This is a genomic window from Piezobacter thermophilus (assembly GCF_055386745.1).
In genome coordinates, this window is the sequence record NZ_AP042380.1 from 365,001 (window position 1) to 378,909 (window position 13,909).

Sequence of the window (13,909 nt, forward strand, 5' to 3'; positions counted from 1 at the left end):
CAGGTGGACTGGTAGAGCATACCAAGGCGCTTGAGAGAACGATGTTGAAGGAACTCGGCAAAATGCCTCCGTAAGTTCGCGAGAAGGAGGCCCGGTTCGTGGGCAACCACGGGCCGGGGGCACAGACCAGGGGGTGGCGACTGTTTACTAAAAACACAGGTCTCTGCGAAGTCGCAAGACGACGTATAGGGACTGACGCCTGCCCGGTGCCTGAAGGTTAAAAGGAGAGGTGAGAGCCTCGAATTGAAGCCCAGGTAAACGGCGGCCGTAACTATAACGGTCCTAAGGTAGCGAAATTCCTTGTCGGGTAAGTTCCGACCTGCACGAATGGCGTAACGACTTCCCCGCTGTCTCCAACATCGACTCAGCGAAATTGAATTGCCTGTCAAGATGCAGGCTTCCCGCGGTTAGACGGAAAGACCCCGTGCACCTTTACTACAGCTTCGCACTGGCATCAGGCCATGCATGTGCAGGATAGGTGGCAGGCTTCGAAGCAGGGACGCCAGTTCCTGTGGAGCCGCCCTTGAGATACCACCCTTGCATTGCTTGATGTCTAACCGCGGCCCGTGAACCCGGGCCCGGGACCCTGCGTGGCGGGTAGTTTGACTGGGGCGGTCGCCTCCCAAAGAGTAACGGAGGCGCGCGAAGGTTGGCTCAGAGCGGTCGGAAATCGCTCGTTGAGTGCAATGGCAGAAGCCAGCCTGACTGCGAGACTGACAAGTCGAGCAGAGACGAAAGTCGGCCATAGTGATCCGGTGGTCCCGCGTGGAAGGGCCATCGCTCAACGGATAAAAGGTACGCCGGGGATAACAGGCTGATACTGCCCAAGAGTCCATATCGACGGCAGTGTTTGGCACCTCGATGTCGGCTCATCTCATCCTGGGGCTGGAGCAGGTCCCAAGGGTATGGCTGTTCGCCATTTAAAGAGGTACGTGAGCTGGGTTTAGAACGTCGTGAGACAGTTCGGTCCCTATCTGCCGTGGGTGTAGGATACTTGAGAGGAGTTGCCCCTAGTACGAGAGGACCGGGGTGAACGAACCACTGGTGGACCTGTTGTGGCGCCAGCCGCAGTGCAGGGTAGCTATGTTCGGAAAGGATAACCGCTGAAGGCATCTAAGCGGGAAGCCCCCCTCAAAACAAGGTATCCCTTGAGGGCCGAGGTAGACCACCTCGTCGATAGGCCGGAGATGTAAGCGCAGCAATGCGTTCAGTTGACCGGTACTAATCGCCCGATTGGCTTGATCTGAGCCGGTAAAAGCAGAACTCGGATCAAAAGCATACGCAAATATACCTGACTTGGAAAAACGGTGTGGTTACCCGGTTTGGTGGTCATAGCGCAAGTGAAACACCCGGTCCCATCCCGAACCCGGAAGTTAAGCACTGCCGCGCCAATGGTACTGCGTCTCAAGACGTGGGAGAGTAGGTCGCCGCCAAACCTGATAACCACACCAATACAATCTCTCTCTCTAAACGAAAAATCAAATATCAGAACAATCAAGATGATGCGCAGGTCGCGATGGAAACGGCCTTGCCTTCTGTCGCGTGCCGATGCACCGTCGCATCCCGATCAGTGACGGGGTGGAGGCCGTTTCGCATGTCGGCCCGGACCCTTGCGCAACGCCATATCGCCGAACGAGGGCTGCGAAATGATACATCTTTGGGTTCGCGCGGAACAGCGTCCGAACGAGGAGCGGGTGGGCCTTACGCCGGAAGGGGCGCGGGCGATGATCGAGGCCGGAATTCGCGTAACCGTCGAGGAAAGCCGCGCACGTGCCATTCCGATCGAGGGGTTTCGCTCGGCCGGTTGCGATATCGCTCCGGAAAACAGTTGGCCCTCGGCCCCGTCGGAAGCCATCGTCTTCGGCCTGAAGGAGCTTCCCGACGACGGAACGCCGCTGATTCATCGCCACATCATGTTTGGCCACGCCTTCAAGGGCCAGCATTCCGGAAGGAAATTGCTGGAACGGTTCAAGGCTGGCGGCGGCACGCTCTATGACCTGGAATACCTTGTCGATGAGCAAGGGCGCCGGGTGGCGGCCTTTGGCTACTGGGCCGGCTATGCCGGGGCGGCGGTGTCGCTGAGATGTTGGGCGGCGCAGCAGCGCGGGCAAGGCTGCGGCCCGGTGGAAACCTGTTCCGGCAAGACCGAATTGCTGGCCGAACTTCGGGGCGAGCTCGATGCGCTGGACCGGCCGCGTCCCACGGCGATCGTGATCGGCGCCCTGGGCCGGGTCGGAACGGGCGCATCCGACCTGTGCGAAGCTGTCGGGGTATCCGTCACCAGGTGGGACATGGCCGAAACCGCTCATGGCGGGCCGTTTCCCGAGATCCTGGAGCACGACCTGTTCCTGAACTGCATTCTGGCCCGGCCCGGCACGCCGGTTTTCGTGCCGTGCACGGCGCTGAATGCCGCACGCCGGTTGACGGTGATCGGCGATGTCGCCTGCGATCCGGACAGTGACTACAACCCGGTTCCGGTCTATGACAGGGCGACCAGCTGGGCCGAACCGGCGCTGCGGGTGCATGACGACCCGCCCCTTGACGTGATGGCGATCGACAACCTGCCTTCGTTGCTTCCGGTGGAAAGCTCGGAAGACTATGCTGCGCAGCTGCTTCCGTCGCTGCTGAGGCTGAACGAGATCGATTCGGGCGTCTGGGGACGGGCCAGAGCGGTCTTCGAGGAACAGATGAAAGGGATCTGACGCAATGACCATTCACTGGTGTGGAACGGGGCTTTCGGCAATTCCCGGGTTGCGCAGGCTGATCGAGGCCGGCCTGGATGTGACGGTCTGGAACCGGACGCCGGAAAAGGCGCGCGCGGCGGTCGGGGACTTGACCGAGGATATCCGGGCCTTCGATATCGACAGCCTTTCCCGAGCAGTGGGCAAGGGCGACGTGATCGTGTCCATGTTGCCGGCCGACTGGCATGTGCCGCTGGCTCGGCTGGCAATCTCGAACGGCGCGCATTTCGTGTCGTCCTCGTATATCTCGCCCGAGATGCGCGCGCTGGACGACGAGGCGCGCAAGGCCGGCGTCGCACTGGTGAACGAGGTCGGGCTGGACCCCGGCATCGATCACCTCATGGCGCATTCTCTCGTGGCCGCGTATCGCGGATCCGATGCTTTCGACCCGGACAATCACCTCAGCTTCATTTCCTATTGCGGCGGCGTTCCGAAGATCCCCAATACGTTCCGCTACAAGTTCAGCTGGTCGCCGCTCGGCGTGCTCAAGGCGCTGCGCTCGCCCTCGCGATCGATCCGGGATCATGCCGAATGGCGGGTCGATCGCCCGTGGGATGCGATTTCCTCCTACGTGGCGCCGCTGCCGACGCCCGAGCAGTTCGAGGTCTACCCCAATCGCGACTCGATCCCGTTCATGGAGCAATACGGGTTCGATCCCGACTGGAAGGTGCGCGACTTCGTGCGCGGCACATTGCGCCTGAACGGCTGGGCCAAGGCCTGGGCCGACGTCTTCCGTGAGGTGGAGACGCTCGATGGCCCGGAGGGCGAAGCCCGCCTGAAGGAAATGTCCGACCGGTTCTGGAAGGAAAATGCCTATGAGCCGGGCGAGCCCGACCGCGTCGTCCTGTGCGTGGGATTGCGCGCTGAACGTGACGGGAAAGCGGTCTGGCACAGGACGTGGGTCATGGATGCCTGCGGCGACGAACGCGGCAGCGCGATGGCCCGCCTCGTCTCGGTGCCGGTGTCGCTGGCGGTCGAGGCCGTCCTGAGCCGCGAGATCCCCGCGGGCGTGCAGGCCGCGCCGGGCGATCCGAAACTGGTGGATGCCTGGCTGGCGGAAGTGGACCGGCTGGCGCAGCACCGGCTGCTGGTGGATCACCTCGCCTGAGGCTTTCCGGGCGCGGCGGCGCGGCCTGCCGTATCGGTCGCCGCGCGTGGCGCCCGCCTCCGAGGCCGGTTCACAACAGGTCGTTTTCCTCGTCCTCGGGCGATATGCCCAGCGCGTCCAGGCCGTTTTCCAGATGATCGGAAAGATGCGGCGTGCCGATCAGGTAGTCGGCGCAGGGGGTCGAGGCCTCGGCCCGGGCCGTTGCGATGGCTTCTTCCAGATCTTCGGGAAAGAAACTTTCGCGGCCGATCCACATGATCGCCACCAGTTCGGCCTGTTCGTCCTCGCTCATCCGATCGATGAAGGCGCGCAACTCGCCCTCGGCGCGGTCGAGTTCCCGTGCCATGACCGCGACCTGTGCCACCTTGCGCGGGGAAATCTCAAGCATTCGGACATCCTTCCGTGACTGTGGTTTTCCGGCCGATCAAAGCCGCGGCCGATTCTGCCTTTCGGTGATCTTATGCAGGATCGGTGTTGGACTTCCATACCTCATGCGGCGGGTGACGGAAGGCCCGGCCGATGATCTCGATGGTTCCGCGGCGGCCGCGTACCTTGGCCGCGCCAAGTTTCTGCCAGCCTTCGGGCACCGCGGGCATCTCTTGCGCGCCGTGGCAGCGCCTGAGCACGTCGCAGGAGGAGACGATCTCGAAGTCGAGGTTCCTGGCAAGTTCTTCGAGGCGCGCGGCCGTGTTCACGGCGTCGCCGAAGACAGAGTATTCCAGGCGATGTTCGTCGCCGATGACGCCGCTGAACACCTCGCCCCAGTGCACTCCGATGCCGACCCGCACGGCGGGCAGACCGGCCTTGTTGCGCTCGGCGTTCCATCTTGCCATCTCGTCGCTCAGTTTCTCGGCGCAGCTTATTCCGGCGCAGGCGGACCCCGCCGGGTCGGAGCCGGCGGGAAACAGGATCATGGCCGCGTCGCCGATGAACTTGTCGATGATCCCCGCGGTCTCGCGCGCGACCCGCGCAACGCGCGCGCGGAACGAGCTCATCAGGGCATGGACCTCTTGCGGTGGGCGGTCCTGCGACCAGCGGGTGAAACCGCGGATATCGACGAATAGGATTCCCATTTCCGTCTGTTCTCCCCGTTTCAGGGCCTCCAGCCCGCTGTCGGCCAACGCCACGGCCAGTTGTTCGGGCAGATAGCGGGTCAGGTTGGCCTTGAGCCGTTCCTCGTTGATCGATCGCAGCAGGCGCCGACGGGCGCGCCACGTCGCCCAGACCAGGATTGCTGCCGCTAGCGCGATGATGCTGACCCGCATCGCGTTGGCGGGAAAGGACCCGAACACGGCCGTCAGCCCCTCGGGTCGCAGGCCGGGCGCGGCCGGAGCATAGGCAAGGATGACGGCCAGTCCGATGACGGTCAGCGAGGCCACAAATGCCTGAAGGCGGGGGTTGATGCGCAGCGCTCCGAAGGCGAAAACCAGCAGGATCAGCCACATGGACGGGAACATGAAGGCCTGCGACCCGGAAATCCCGGCATCGTGCAGCCGCAGGAACAGGTCGCTGAGGAAGAACACGGAATCCGCGGTGGCGGTCGGCCATGCCATCCAGTGGCGGAACAGCCCGCGGCGGCCGGCCAGCCACGACGCCAGCCCCAGCAGGAAATAGGCGCCCAGCGTGATGCCGCCGTGACCCAGCCGGAAGGCGGCGAATTCTGCATCGAGCTGGGTCGTGACCACGATGGCGCCGAACAGCGCGACCGACACGCCCATCCGCAACAGCGCCACGAGACGTTCTGCCTGCACCTCGGCGTTGCGCAGCAACTGTTCCGTGTCGGGGGAGGTGTTGGCGATGGTGCTCATCGACGCATCGTGGGCCGGTTCATCGGTTCGTATATGAACACGTACGGCCGAATCCGATCATGTGCGGGGTCCTCTCGGCTGGCTCAGTGCCACGGTGCTTTCCGCTTCCTCGGGGGCCAGTTCTTCGAAGTCGAAGTTGTCAAGCCTTTGCGCCCGCCGCCCGGCCTTTTCGGCACTGATCTTGATCTCGGCGATATCCTTTGCCGCCTGTCCGAAATGACGGTCCAGGTTGGCCACCCGGTCGCCAAGGCGTTCCACGTCCTTGTGCAGCAGGCCCAGCTCCTTGCGGATGGCGCCGGCCTGCTCGCGCATCCGCGCGTCCTTCAGGATCGCCCGCATGGTGTTGAGCGTGGCCATGCAGGTGGTGGGCGACACGATCCACACCCGCGCGGCGAAGCCTTCGCGCACCACGTCCGCGAAATTCGCGTGCAGTTCGGCATAGACGGCCTCGGATGGAAGGAACATGATCGCCCCGTCGGCGGTTTCGCCTTCGATGATATAGCGTTCGGCAATGGCGCGGATATGGGCGCGCACCGCCACCCGCAGGGCCTGCGCGGCCTGTTTGGCCTGCGCCCCGGTGCCGGCCTTGCGCAGTGCCTCGTAGGGTTCCAGCGGGAACTTGCTGTCGATGACGATGGGCCCCGGGGGTTTCGGCAGGTGGATCAGGCAGTCGGCCCGGCGCCCGTTGGACAGCGTGACCTGAAAGGCATAGCTGTCCGCGGGAAGCGCCTTGCTGACGATGTCGTTGAGCTGGATTTCCCCGAAAGCGCCGCGGGTCTGCTTGTTGGAGAGGATGTCCTGCAGGCTGAGCACGTCGCTTGACAGCCGGGTGATATTGTCCTGCGCCTTGTCGATCACCGCAAGGCGCTCTTGCAGCTGGGTCAGCGATGTCACCGTCTGTTTCGAGGCCCCATGCAGGGTTTCCTTCATCCGCTCCTGCATTTCGGACAGGGCGCGGGCGGTGCGCATGGCGTTGTCCGCCAGCCGGTCGTTCATGTGCTGCTGCACGTCCGAAAGCCGGGCCTCGACGGTCTGGATCACCTGGATCTGCGCATTGGCCTGTTGTTCCGAGACATGTTGAAGCCCGCCGCGCAAATGCTCCTGCCCCTGGGCAAGCTGCTGCACGCTCTGGCCCATCAGCGTCATCTGTTGCGCCAGCGGTTCGATCAGCCGCGCCGAACGCCGCGCCGCGCCCAGCGCCATGAGCAGCAGGGCCAACACCGCCAGCCCGCCGCCGATCCCCGCCAGCAGGGCAAGAACCCCCGGGTCGGTCAGCGAATAGGTCTGGCCTGCAATCTCGATCATGTGCGTCCGAACAGGCGTTCGATGTCCTTCAGTTTCAGCTCTACATAGGTCGGGCGCCCGTGGTTGCACTGGCCCGAATGCGGGGTTGCCTCCATCTCGCGCAGAAGCGCGTTCATTTCCTCGGGCCGCATCCGGCGTCCCGACCGGACCGAGCCATGACAGGCGATGCGGCTGAGCACCGCCTCGATGCGCGCCTGGACGGCCATGGTCGCGTCCTGGTCGGCAAGCTCGTCCAGGATGTCGCGCAGCAGCGCGCCGGCGTCCACCTCGCCCAGCAGCGCCGGGGTTTCCCGCACCGCTACCGCGCCGCCGCCGAAGGGTTCGATCACCAGCCCCATGCGGGCGAGATCGCCTGCCGCCTCGATCAGCAGCGCGCAGTCGGATTCGGACAGCTCCACGATTTGCGGGATCAGCAGAGCCTGGCCGGCAACGCCGTTCTTGGCCATCTGGCGCTTGAGCCGTTCATAGACCAGCCGTTCATGGGCCGCGTGCTGATCGACGATCACGATGCCGTCGGCGGTCTGGGCGATGATGTAGTTTTCATGCACCTGTCCGCGCGCCACGCCCAGAGGAAGGGACAGGGCATCCTCAGGGGGGGACGCCGGGGCCGGGGCGTCGGCGGCGGGTTCGGGTGGCGGGTCCACCCGGCCGCTGAAGGCGTCGCGCAGCTCGGCAAAGCCGGGGGACTGGGCGGCAAGGGCGGTTTGCCGGGCCGTGGCCGAGGGCCGCTGCTGCATCTGATAGATGCGCGCGCCCGCCGGTTCGGGGCGCATCGCGCCCAGCGTCGCGCCGGCCACGGTGGTCGAGGCGCGGTGCCCGGCCTCGGCCAGCGCGTGGCGCAGGGCCGACACGATCAGCCCCCGCACCACGCCCGGGTCGCGAAAGCGGACCTCGGATTTGGCCGGGTGCACGTTCACGTCCACCAGATGCGGGTCGCAGTCCACGAACAGTGCCGCCGCCGGGTGCCGGTCGCGGCTGAGAAAGTCGAAATAGGCCGCACGCAGGGCGCCGGTCAGCATCCTGTCGCGCACCGGGCGGCCGTTGACGAAAAGATGCTGGGCCACCGCCGCGCCGCGCGAATAGGTGGGCAGGGCGGCATAGCCATACAGCCGGATCCGCTCGCGCTCGGCCTCGATGCGCAGGGCGTTTTCGGCAAATTCGCGGCCCATGACCCGGGCCAGGCGGGCGTGCAGCGCGTCGAACAGGTCGCCGCTTTCGGGCTCGACCCGGAAGGTGACGCGTCCTTCGCCCCCGCCCGAGACATCCCGCAGCGTGAAGCCGATTGAAGGTTCGGCCATGGCCAGCCGCTTGACCGTATCGGCAATCGCCTGCGATTCCGCCCGATCCGAGCGCAGGAATTTCAGCCGCGCCGGGGTGGCGAAGAACAGATCGCGCAGCTCGACCACCGTGCCGGCCCGCAGGGCGGCGGGCCTGACCGGCCCGGCCCGGCCGCCCTCGACCCGGATCGAGGCCGCCTCGGCCCCGGCGGCGCGGCTGGTGATGGTCAGCCGCCCCACCGCGGCCAGCGAGGGCAGCGCCTCGCCCCGGAAGCCGAAGCTGTGGATGTTCAGCAGGTCCGAGCCGTCGATCTTCGAGGTAGCATGACGCGTCAGCGCCAGCGGCAGGTCATCGGGCGTCATGCCGCAGCCATTGTCGGTCACCCGGATCAGCGTCTTGCCACCGTCGGCCACGTCCACCGCAATCCGCGTGGCCCCGGCGTCGATGGCGTTTTCCACCAGCTCCTTGACAGCCGAGGCCGGCCTTTCGACCACCTCGCCGGCGGCGATACGGTTGATCGCGGCCTCGTCCAGCTGGCGGATGACGGGGCGCTTGTCGCTGATGTTGAGGTCGGGATGTGCCATACCGCAATACCTAGCATGCGCGCATGCGATTCTGCCACCCGATTGTGGTGCCGGTCGCGCCGGCGGGTGACGGGGCGACCGACGCCATGTCACCCATGCCACTGCTTGAAAGCTGGGCCGGGTCATGTCAGCCTGCCCTTTCCGAACCGGGCGGAGAAGACATGAAGAGTTTGACCAGAAACCGCGACAGCCAGCTTCCCCTGGCGCAAGAGCCGCGAAATCCGGGGATGGAGCTGGATCTTGCCTGGGTCCGCAGCGTTCAGGCGAACAGGTCCGCCATCGAGCGGCGGACGGCCGGCCTGCCGGGGCGGCGCAGCGTGAAGAAGGACCACCAGGCCGCGTGGCTGTTGCGTGCGGTGACCTGCATCGACCTGACCACGCTGGCCGGTGACGACACCCCCGGGCGGGTGCGGCGGCTGTGCGCCAAGGCGCGCCAGCCGGTGCGCGCCGATCTGCTGGAGGCGATGGGCATGGGGCCGATCACCGTCGGCGCCGTCTGCGTCTATCACGAGATGATCGCGCCGGCGGTGGCGGCGCTGCGTGGCTCGGGCATTCCCGTGGCCGCCGTCAGCACCGGCTTTCCGGCCGGCCTGTCGCCCTTCCGGCTGCGGGTCGAGGAAATCCGCGAAAGCGTGCGTGCCGGCGCGGCCGAAATCGACATCGTGATTTCGCGCCGTCATGTCCTGACCGGCGACTGGCAGGCGCTTTACGACGAGCTGCGCGCCTTTCGCGCCGCCTGTGGCCCCGCGCACATGAAGGCGATCCTTGCCACCGGCGAGCTGGGCAGCCTGCGCAATGTGGGGCGGGCCTCGCTGGTGGCGATGATGGCGGGCGCGGATTTCATCAAGACCTCGACCGGCAAGGAGGCGGTGAATGCCACCCTGCCGGTGTCGCTGGTGATGATCCGCGCGATCCGCGACTATTACGAGCGCACCGGCCACCGCGTCGGATACAAGCCTGCGGGGGGGATCTCGAAGGCGAAGGATGCGCTGCTCTACCTGGCACTGATGAAGGAGGAGCTGGGCACGCGCTGGCTGCGCCCCGACCTGTTCCGCTTCGGCGCCTCTTCGCTGCTGGGCGATATCGAACGGCAGCTGGAGCACCACGTCACCGGGGCCTATTCCGCCGCATGGCGGCACGCGATGGGATGAGACAATGACCGTCAAGGAAATCTTCGAAACCATGGATTACGGCCCCGCCCCGGAAAGCGCGGCTGAGGCGCTGGCCTGGCTGGTGGACCAGGGCGACCGTTTCGGCCATTTCATCGATGGCGCCTTCACCCCGCCCGGCGAGGGCTTCGAAAGCCGCAACCCGGCTACGGGCGAGGTTCTGGCGCTGCTGACGCAGGCCAGCGGGGCGGATGTGGATGCGGCGGTGGCGGCGGCCCGGCGGGCGCAGCCGAAATGGGAGCGCCTGGGCGGTTCGGGACGGGCGCGGTATCTCTATGCGCTGGCGCGGCTCTTGCAGAAGCACGCCCGCCTGTTCGCGGTGCTGGAGACGCTGGACAACGGCAAGCCCATCCGCGAGAGCCGCGACATCGACCTGCCTCTGGCGCAGCGGCATTTCTACTATCACGCCGGCATGGCCCAGCTGATGGAGCAGGAACTGCCCGACCGCGAGGCAATCGGCGTGTGCGGCCAGATCATCCCGTGGAACTTCCCGCTCCTGATGCTGGCGTGGAAGGTGGCTCCGGCACTGGCGATGGGCAACACGGTGGTGCTCAAGCCCGCGGAATATACCTCGCTGACGGCGCTGCTGTTCGCCGATATCTGCCGCCAGGCGGGGCTGCCGAAGGGTGTGGTGAACATCGTCACCGGCGACGGCGCGGTGGGCGAGATGATCGTGGCGCATCCCGGCATCGACAAGATCGCGTTTACAGGCTCGACCGAGGTGGGGCGGCGCATCCGCGAGGCCACAGCCGGGTCGGGCAAGGCGCTGACGCTCGAACTGGGCGGCAAGTCGCCCTACATCGTGTTCGAGGACGCCGATCTGGACTCGGCGGTCGAGGGGCTGGTGGATGCGATCTGGTTCAACCAGGGGCAGGTGTGCTGCGCCGGGTCGCGGCTGATCGTGCAGGAGGGCATCTCGGCGCGGTTCCATGACCGGCTGCGGGCGCGGATGGACCGGCTGCGCGTGGGCGATCCGCTGGACAAGTGCATCGACGTGGGCGCGGTGGTCGATCCGGTGCAGCTGCGCAATATCGCGCGCATGGTCGAGGGCTGCACGGCGGGCGAGGTCTATCGCAGCGCCGCTCCGCTGCCCGGGTCGGGGTGTTTCTATCCGCCCACGCTGATTACCGGGCTGGCGCCCTCCGACCCGCTGATGCAGGAGGAAATCTTTGGCCCGGTGCTGGTTTCCACCACCTTCCGCACCCCGGCCGAGGCGGTGAGCCTGGCCAACAACACCCGCTACGGGCTGGCCGCGACGGTATGGACCGAAAACGTGAATGTCGCGCTGGATGTGGCGCCTCGGCTGGCGGCCGGGGTGGTCTGGGTCAATGCCACCAATCTTTTCGACGCGGCGGCTGGCTTTGGCGGGGTGCGCGAAAGCGGTTTCGGCCGCGAAGGCGGCTGGGAGGGGCTTTCCGCCTACACCCGCCCGAAAGGGGGGGCGAAACCGCTGACCCGGATCGCCCCCTTCCCCGGCAATGGCGGGGCGCCCCTCGATCCGATCGATCGCACCGCCAAGATGTATGTAGGCGGCCGGCAGGTTCGCCCCGACAGCGGCTATTCCCGCGCCGTGTGGGGGCCGCGCGGGGCGCTGCTGGGGCATGTGGGGCTGGCCAACCGCAAGGATGTGCGCAATGCGGTCGAGGCCGCCTCAGCGGCCCCGGGTTGGGCTGCGCTCTCGGGGCATCAGCGGGCGCAGATCCTTTATTTCATGGCCGAGAACCTGTCGGCGCGGGCGGCGGAGTTCGCGCGACGCATCGATGCCATGACCGGCAGGCGGCAGGGCGCGCGCGAGGTCGAGGCCGCGATCCAGCGCCTGTTTTCCGCGGCCTCCTGGGCCGACAAGTATGACGGGCAGGTGCATGGGGTTCCGATCCGCGGGGTGGCCATTGCCATGAAGGAGCCGGTGGGCATCATCGGCGCGCTCTGCCCCGACGAGGCGCCGCTGCTGGGGCTGGTGTCGGTAATGGCCCCGGCCATTGCCATGGGCAACCGGGTGGTGCTGGCCGCGTCCGAGCCCTTCCCCCTTGCGGCCACGGATTTCTGCCAGGTGCTGGAGACCTCGGACCTGCCGGCGGGGGTGGTCAACATCCTGACCGGGAGCCACGCCCACATCGCCCCCCCGCTGGCTGCGCATCTGGGGGTGGATGCGGTGTGGTGCTTTTCTTCCTCGGACTTGTCAGAGGTGGTCGAGAAGGCCGCAGCCGGAAATCTCAAGCGCACATGGGTCAATCACGGTCTGGCGCGGGACTGGCACGACCCCGATTGCCGCCCGTTTCTCGAGGCGGCGACCGAGGTAAAGAACATCTGGGTTCCTTATGGCGCCTGATGGCGAGGGGGCTCTGCCCCCTCTTGCCCCTGCGGGGCAATTCACCCCCGGAGTATTTTCGGGCAAGAGGAAGGAAGATCGGGAAATGACAGACCCCTTTCCTCTTGCTTCAAATACTCCGGGGGTGCGGGGGCAGAGCCCCCGCCCGGAATGCCGGCGCCGTGCCTGCGGGTGTCGGGCAGGGCTGCGGAGGAGCCGGGAGGCCTTCAACGGGGCATCCGTGCGGAAAAGGCGGCTTCGCAGATGCGGCGGCGGATCTCGGGCGGTTCGGATTCAAGCGCATTCAGGACCGCGCGCAATTCGGCCCGCACGCCGTGCAGCTGGTCGATCAGTGACAGCACCATCGACAGGGCGTCTTCGTGCAGGTCAAAATCCCGGGCCAGGTCGCAGGCCAGCGCCGCGCGTGCCCGGTCGATGCGGCGGAACACGCGGCCCCGGTCCGACTGGACGGGGGAGAGGATCTCGGCCTCGATGAAGGCGGTCAGTCGCTGGCGGGACAGTTGCGGGATCGCGGCGATCAGTTCCTCTTCGGTCAGATAGCGGGTCATCACTTCATCCCCTTGCGCGGATCGTAGGCATGTCTCTTGCGCCAGTCTTCCAAGAAGCTGGCAAGCTCGTCATCCACCTTCGGCGGCAGGACGATGCTGAGGATCACCCGCTGGTCGCCGCGCCGGCCGTCGCGGGTCTGCACGCCGCGGCCGCGCAGGCGCAGGACCTGACCGCTGCTGGCGCCTCTGGGGATGGTCAGGTTGACGGTGCCCGAAATCGTCGGGCAGGCCACCTTGCCGCCCAGGACGGCCTCATCCAGGGTGATGGGCAGGGTCAGGACGATGTCGTTGCCCTCGCGGGTGAAGAACCGGTGCGGGGTCACCGTCAGCGTCACCAGCGCGTCCCCCGGCGGGCCGTTGCCGATGCCGGGTGCGCCCTTGCCGCGCAGGCGGATGGTCTGGCCGTCGGCGGTGCCCTTGGGGATCTTCACCTCGAGCGTGCCGCCCTCGGGCAGGGTGATCCGTTTCGTCGCGCCGTTCACCGCGTCCAGGAAGGGGATCTCCATCGTGTAGTGGCGGTCGGCGCCGCGGGCGTGGAACTCGCGCCCGGAAAAGCCGCCGCCGGCGGGGCCGCGCTCGAACCCGAAGCCGCCGAAATCGGCCCCTTCACGGGCGCGCTGGCGCATGAATTCGGCAAAGATGTCCGAGGCGTCGAAGTCGAAATCGCCGCCATCGCCGGAGCTGTAGTAGTAGCTCCGCCCCGAGCGGTAGGGGTTGCCCGGTTCTTCCGCATATTCGCGGTAGAAGCCCTGCGGCGCGCGCTCCTGCCCCTGGGCGTCGATTTCGCCGCGGTCGTAGCGGGCGCGCTTTTCGGGGTCGCCCAGGATGTCGTAGGCGGCCGAGGCTGCCTTGAACTTCGCTTCGGCCTGCGGGTCGTCGGGGTTCAGGTCGGGGTGGGAGGTCCTGGCGATCTTGCGATAGGCCTTCCTGATCTCCTCGTCCGTCGCTGTCTTTTTCAGCCCGAGGGCCGCGTAGAGATCGTCACTCATGAAATCCTCGATGGTTCGGAACCTTGTGTTGCCAATGAATGAAAGTATCC

General features: G+C 66.3%; 10 protein-coding genes and 2 rRNA genes (1 of these 12 running past the window's edge). 6 read left to right on the top strand and 6 right to left on the bottom strand.

Annotation, left to right across the window (positions count from 1 at the left end; translation table 11 throughout):
• From ACZ5CM_RS01775 to ACZ5CM_RS01790, 4 genes are all read left to right on the top strand, one after another.
• Positions 1-1,246 (top strand): 23S ribosomal RNA (locus ACZ5CM_RS01775) (it extends 1,584 nt beyond the left edge of the window).
• Between the two features lie 75 nt (positions 1,247-1,321).
• Positions 1,322-1,436 (top strand): 5S ribosomal RNA (rrf, locus tag ACZ5CM_RS01780).
• Positions 1,437-1,646: 210 nt separating this feature from the next.
• The gene (locus ACZ5CM_RS01785) at positions 1,647-2,702 is read left to right on the top strand and encodes a saccharopine dehydrogenase (protein WP_464640722.1); all 1,056 of its coding nucleotides are present in this window, start codon (positions 1,647-1,649) and stop codon (positions 2,700-2,702) included.
• Between the two features lie 4 nt (positions 2,703-2,706).
• Complete coding sequence (locus ACZ5CM_RS01790) at positions 2,707-3,849, top strand: saccharopine dehydrogenase family protein (protein WP_464640724.1); 1,143 nt, start codon at positions 2,707-2,709, stop codon at positions 3,847-3,849.
• 70 nt (positions 3,850-3,919) lie between these two features.
• On the opposite strand, the gene ACZ5CM_RS01795 is transcribed toward ACZ5CM_RS01790, so the two are convergent.
• From ACZ5CM_RS01795 to mutL, 4 genes are all read right to left on the bottom strand, one after another.
• Positions 3,920-4,237 (bottom strand): DUF3775 domain-containing protein, encoded by a 318-nt coding sequence (locus ACZ5CM_RS01795; RefSeq protein ID WP_464640726.1) that lies wholly within the window; start codon positions 4,235-4,237, stop codon positions 3,920-3,922.
• Positions 4,238-4,307: 70 nt separating this feature from the next.
• A complete protein-coding gene (locus ACZ5CM_RS01800) occupies positions 4,308-5,657 on the bottom strand; it encodes an adenylate/guanylate cyclase domain-containing protein (RefSeq protein ID WP_464640728.1) in 1,350 nt (449 codons plus the stop codon).
• A 57-nt stretch (positions 5,658-5,714) separates the two neighbouring features.
• The gene (locus tag ACZ5CM_RS01805; protein WP_464640730.1) at positions 5,715-6,962 is read right to left on the bottom strand and encodes a DNA recombination protein RmuC; all 1,248 of its coding nucleotides are present in this window, start codon (positions 6,960-6,962) and stop codon (positions 5,715-5,717) included.
• The gene (gene mutL, locus ACZ5CM_RS01810) at positions 6,959-8,824 is read right to left on the bottom strand and encodes a DNA mismatch repair endonuclease MutL (RefSeq protein WP_464640732.1); all 1,866 of its coding nucleotides are present in this window, start codon (positions 8,822-8,824) and stop codon (positions 6,959-6,961) included. Before mutL ends, ACZ5CM_RS01805 begins: the two co-directional genes overlap by 4 nt.
• A 161-nt stretch (positions 8,825-8,985) precedes the next feature.
• Between mutL and deoC the strand changes: the two genes are divergently transcribed.
• Both deoC and ACZ5CM_RS01820 read left to right on the top strand, forming a co-directional pair.
• Entirely contained in the window at positions 8,986-9,975 is a 990-nt protein-coding gene (deoC, locus tag ACZ5CM_RS01815; protein WP_464640734.1) for a deoxyribose-phosphate aldolase, read from the top strand.
• Positions 9,976-9,979: 4 nt separating this feature from the next.
• On the top strand, positions 9,980-12,322 hold the full coding sequence (locus tag ACZ5CM_RS01820; RefSeq protein WP_464640736.1) for an aldehyde dehydrogenase family protein: 2,343 nt from the start codon (positions 9,980-9,982) through the stop codon (positions 12,320-12,322).
• A 206-nt stretch (positions 12,323-12,528) separates the two neighbouring features.
• Here ACZ5CM_RS01820 and ACZ5CM_RS01825 read toward each other — a convergent pair whose 3' ends face one another.
• Positions 12,529-12,870 carry a hypothetical protein gene (locus tag ACZ5CM_RS01825; RefSeq protein ID WP_464640737.1) on the bottom strand — a complete coding sequence of 114 codons (342 nt, stop codon included), beginning with the start codon at positions 12,868-12,870 and terminating at the stop codon, positions 12,529-12,531.
• Positions 12,870-13,859, bottom strand: a complete 990-nt coding sequence (locus ACZ5CM_RS01830) for a DnaJ C-terminal domain-containing protein (protein ID WP_464640738.1) — start codon at positions 13,857-13,859, stop codon at positions 12,870-12,872. The genes ACZ5CM_RS01825 and ACZ5CM_RS01830 overlap by 1 nt, the downstream gene beginning before the upstream one ends.
• Positions 13,860-13,909 lie beyond the last annotated feature (50 nt).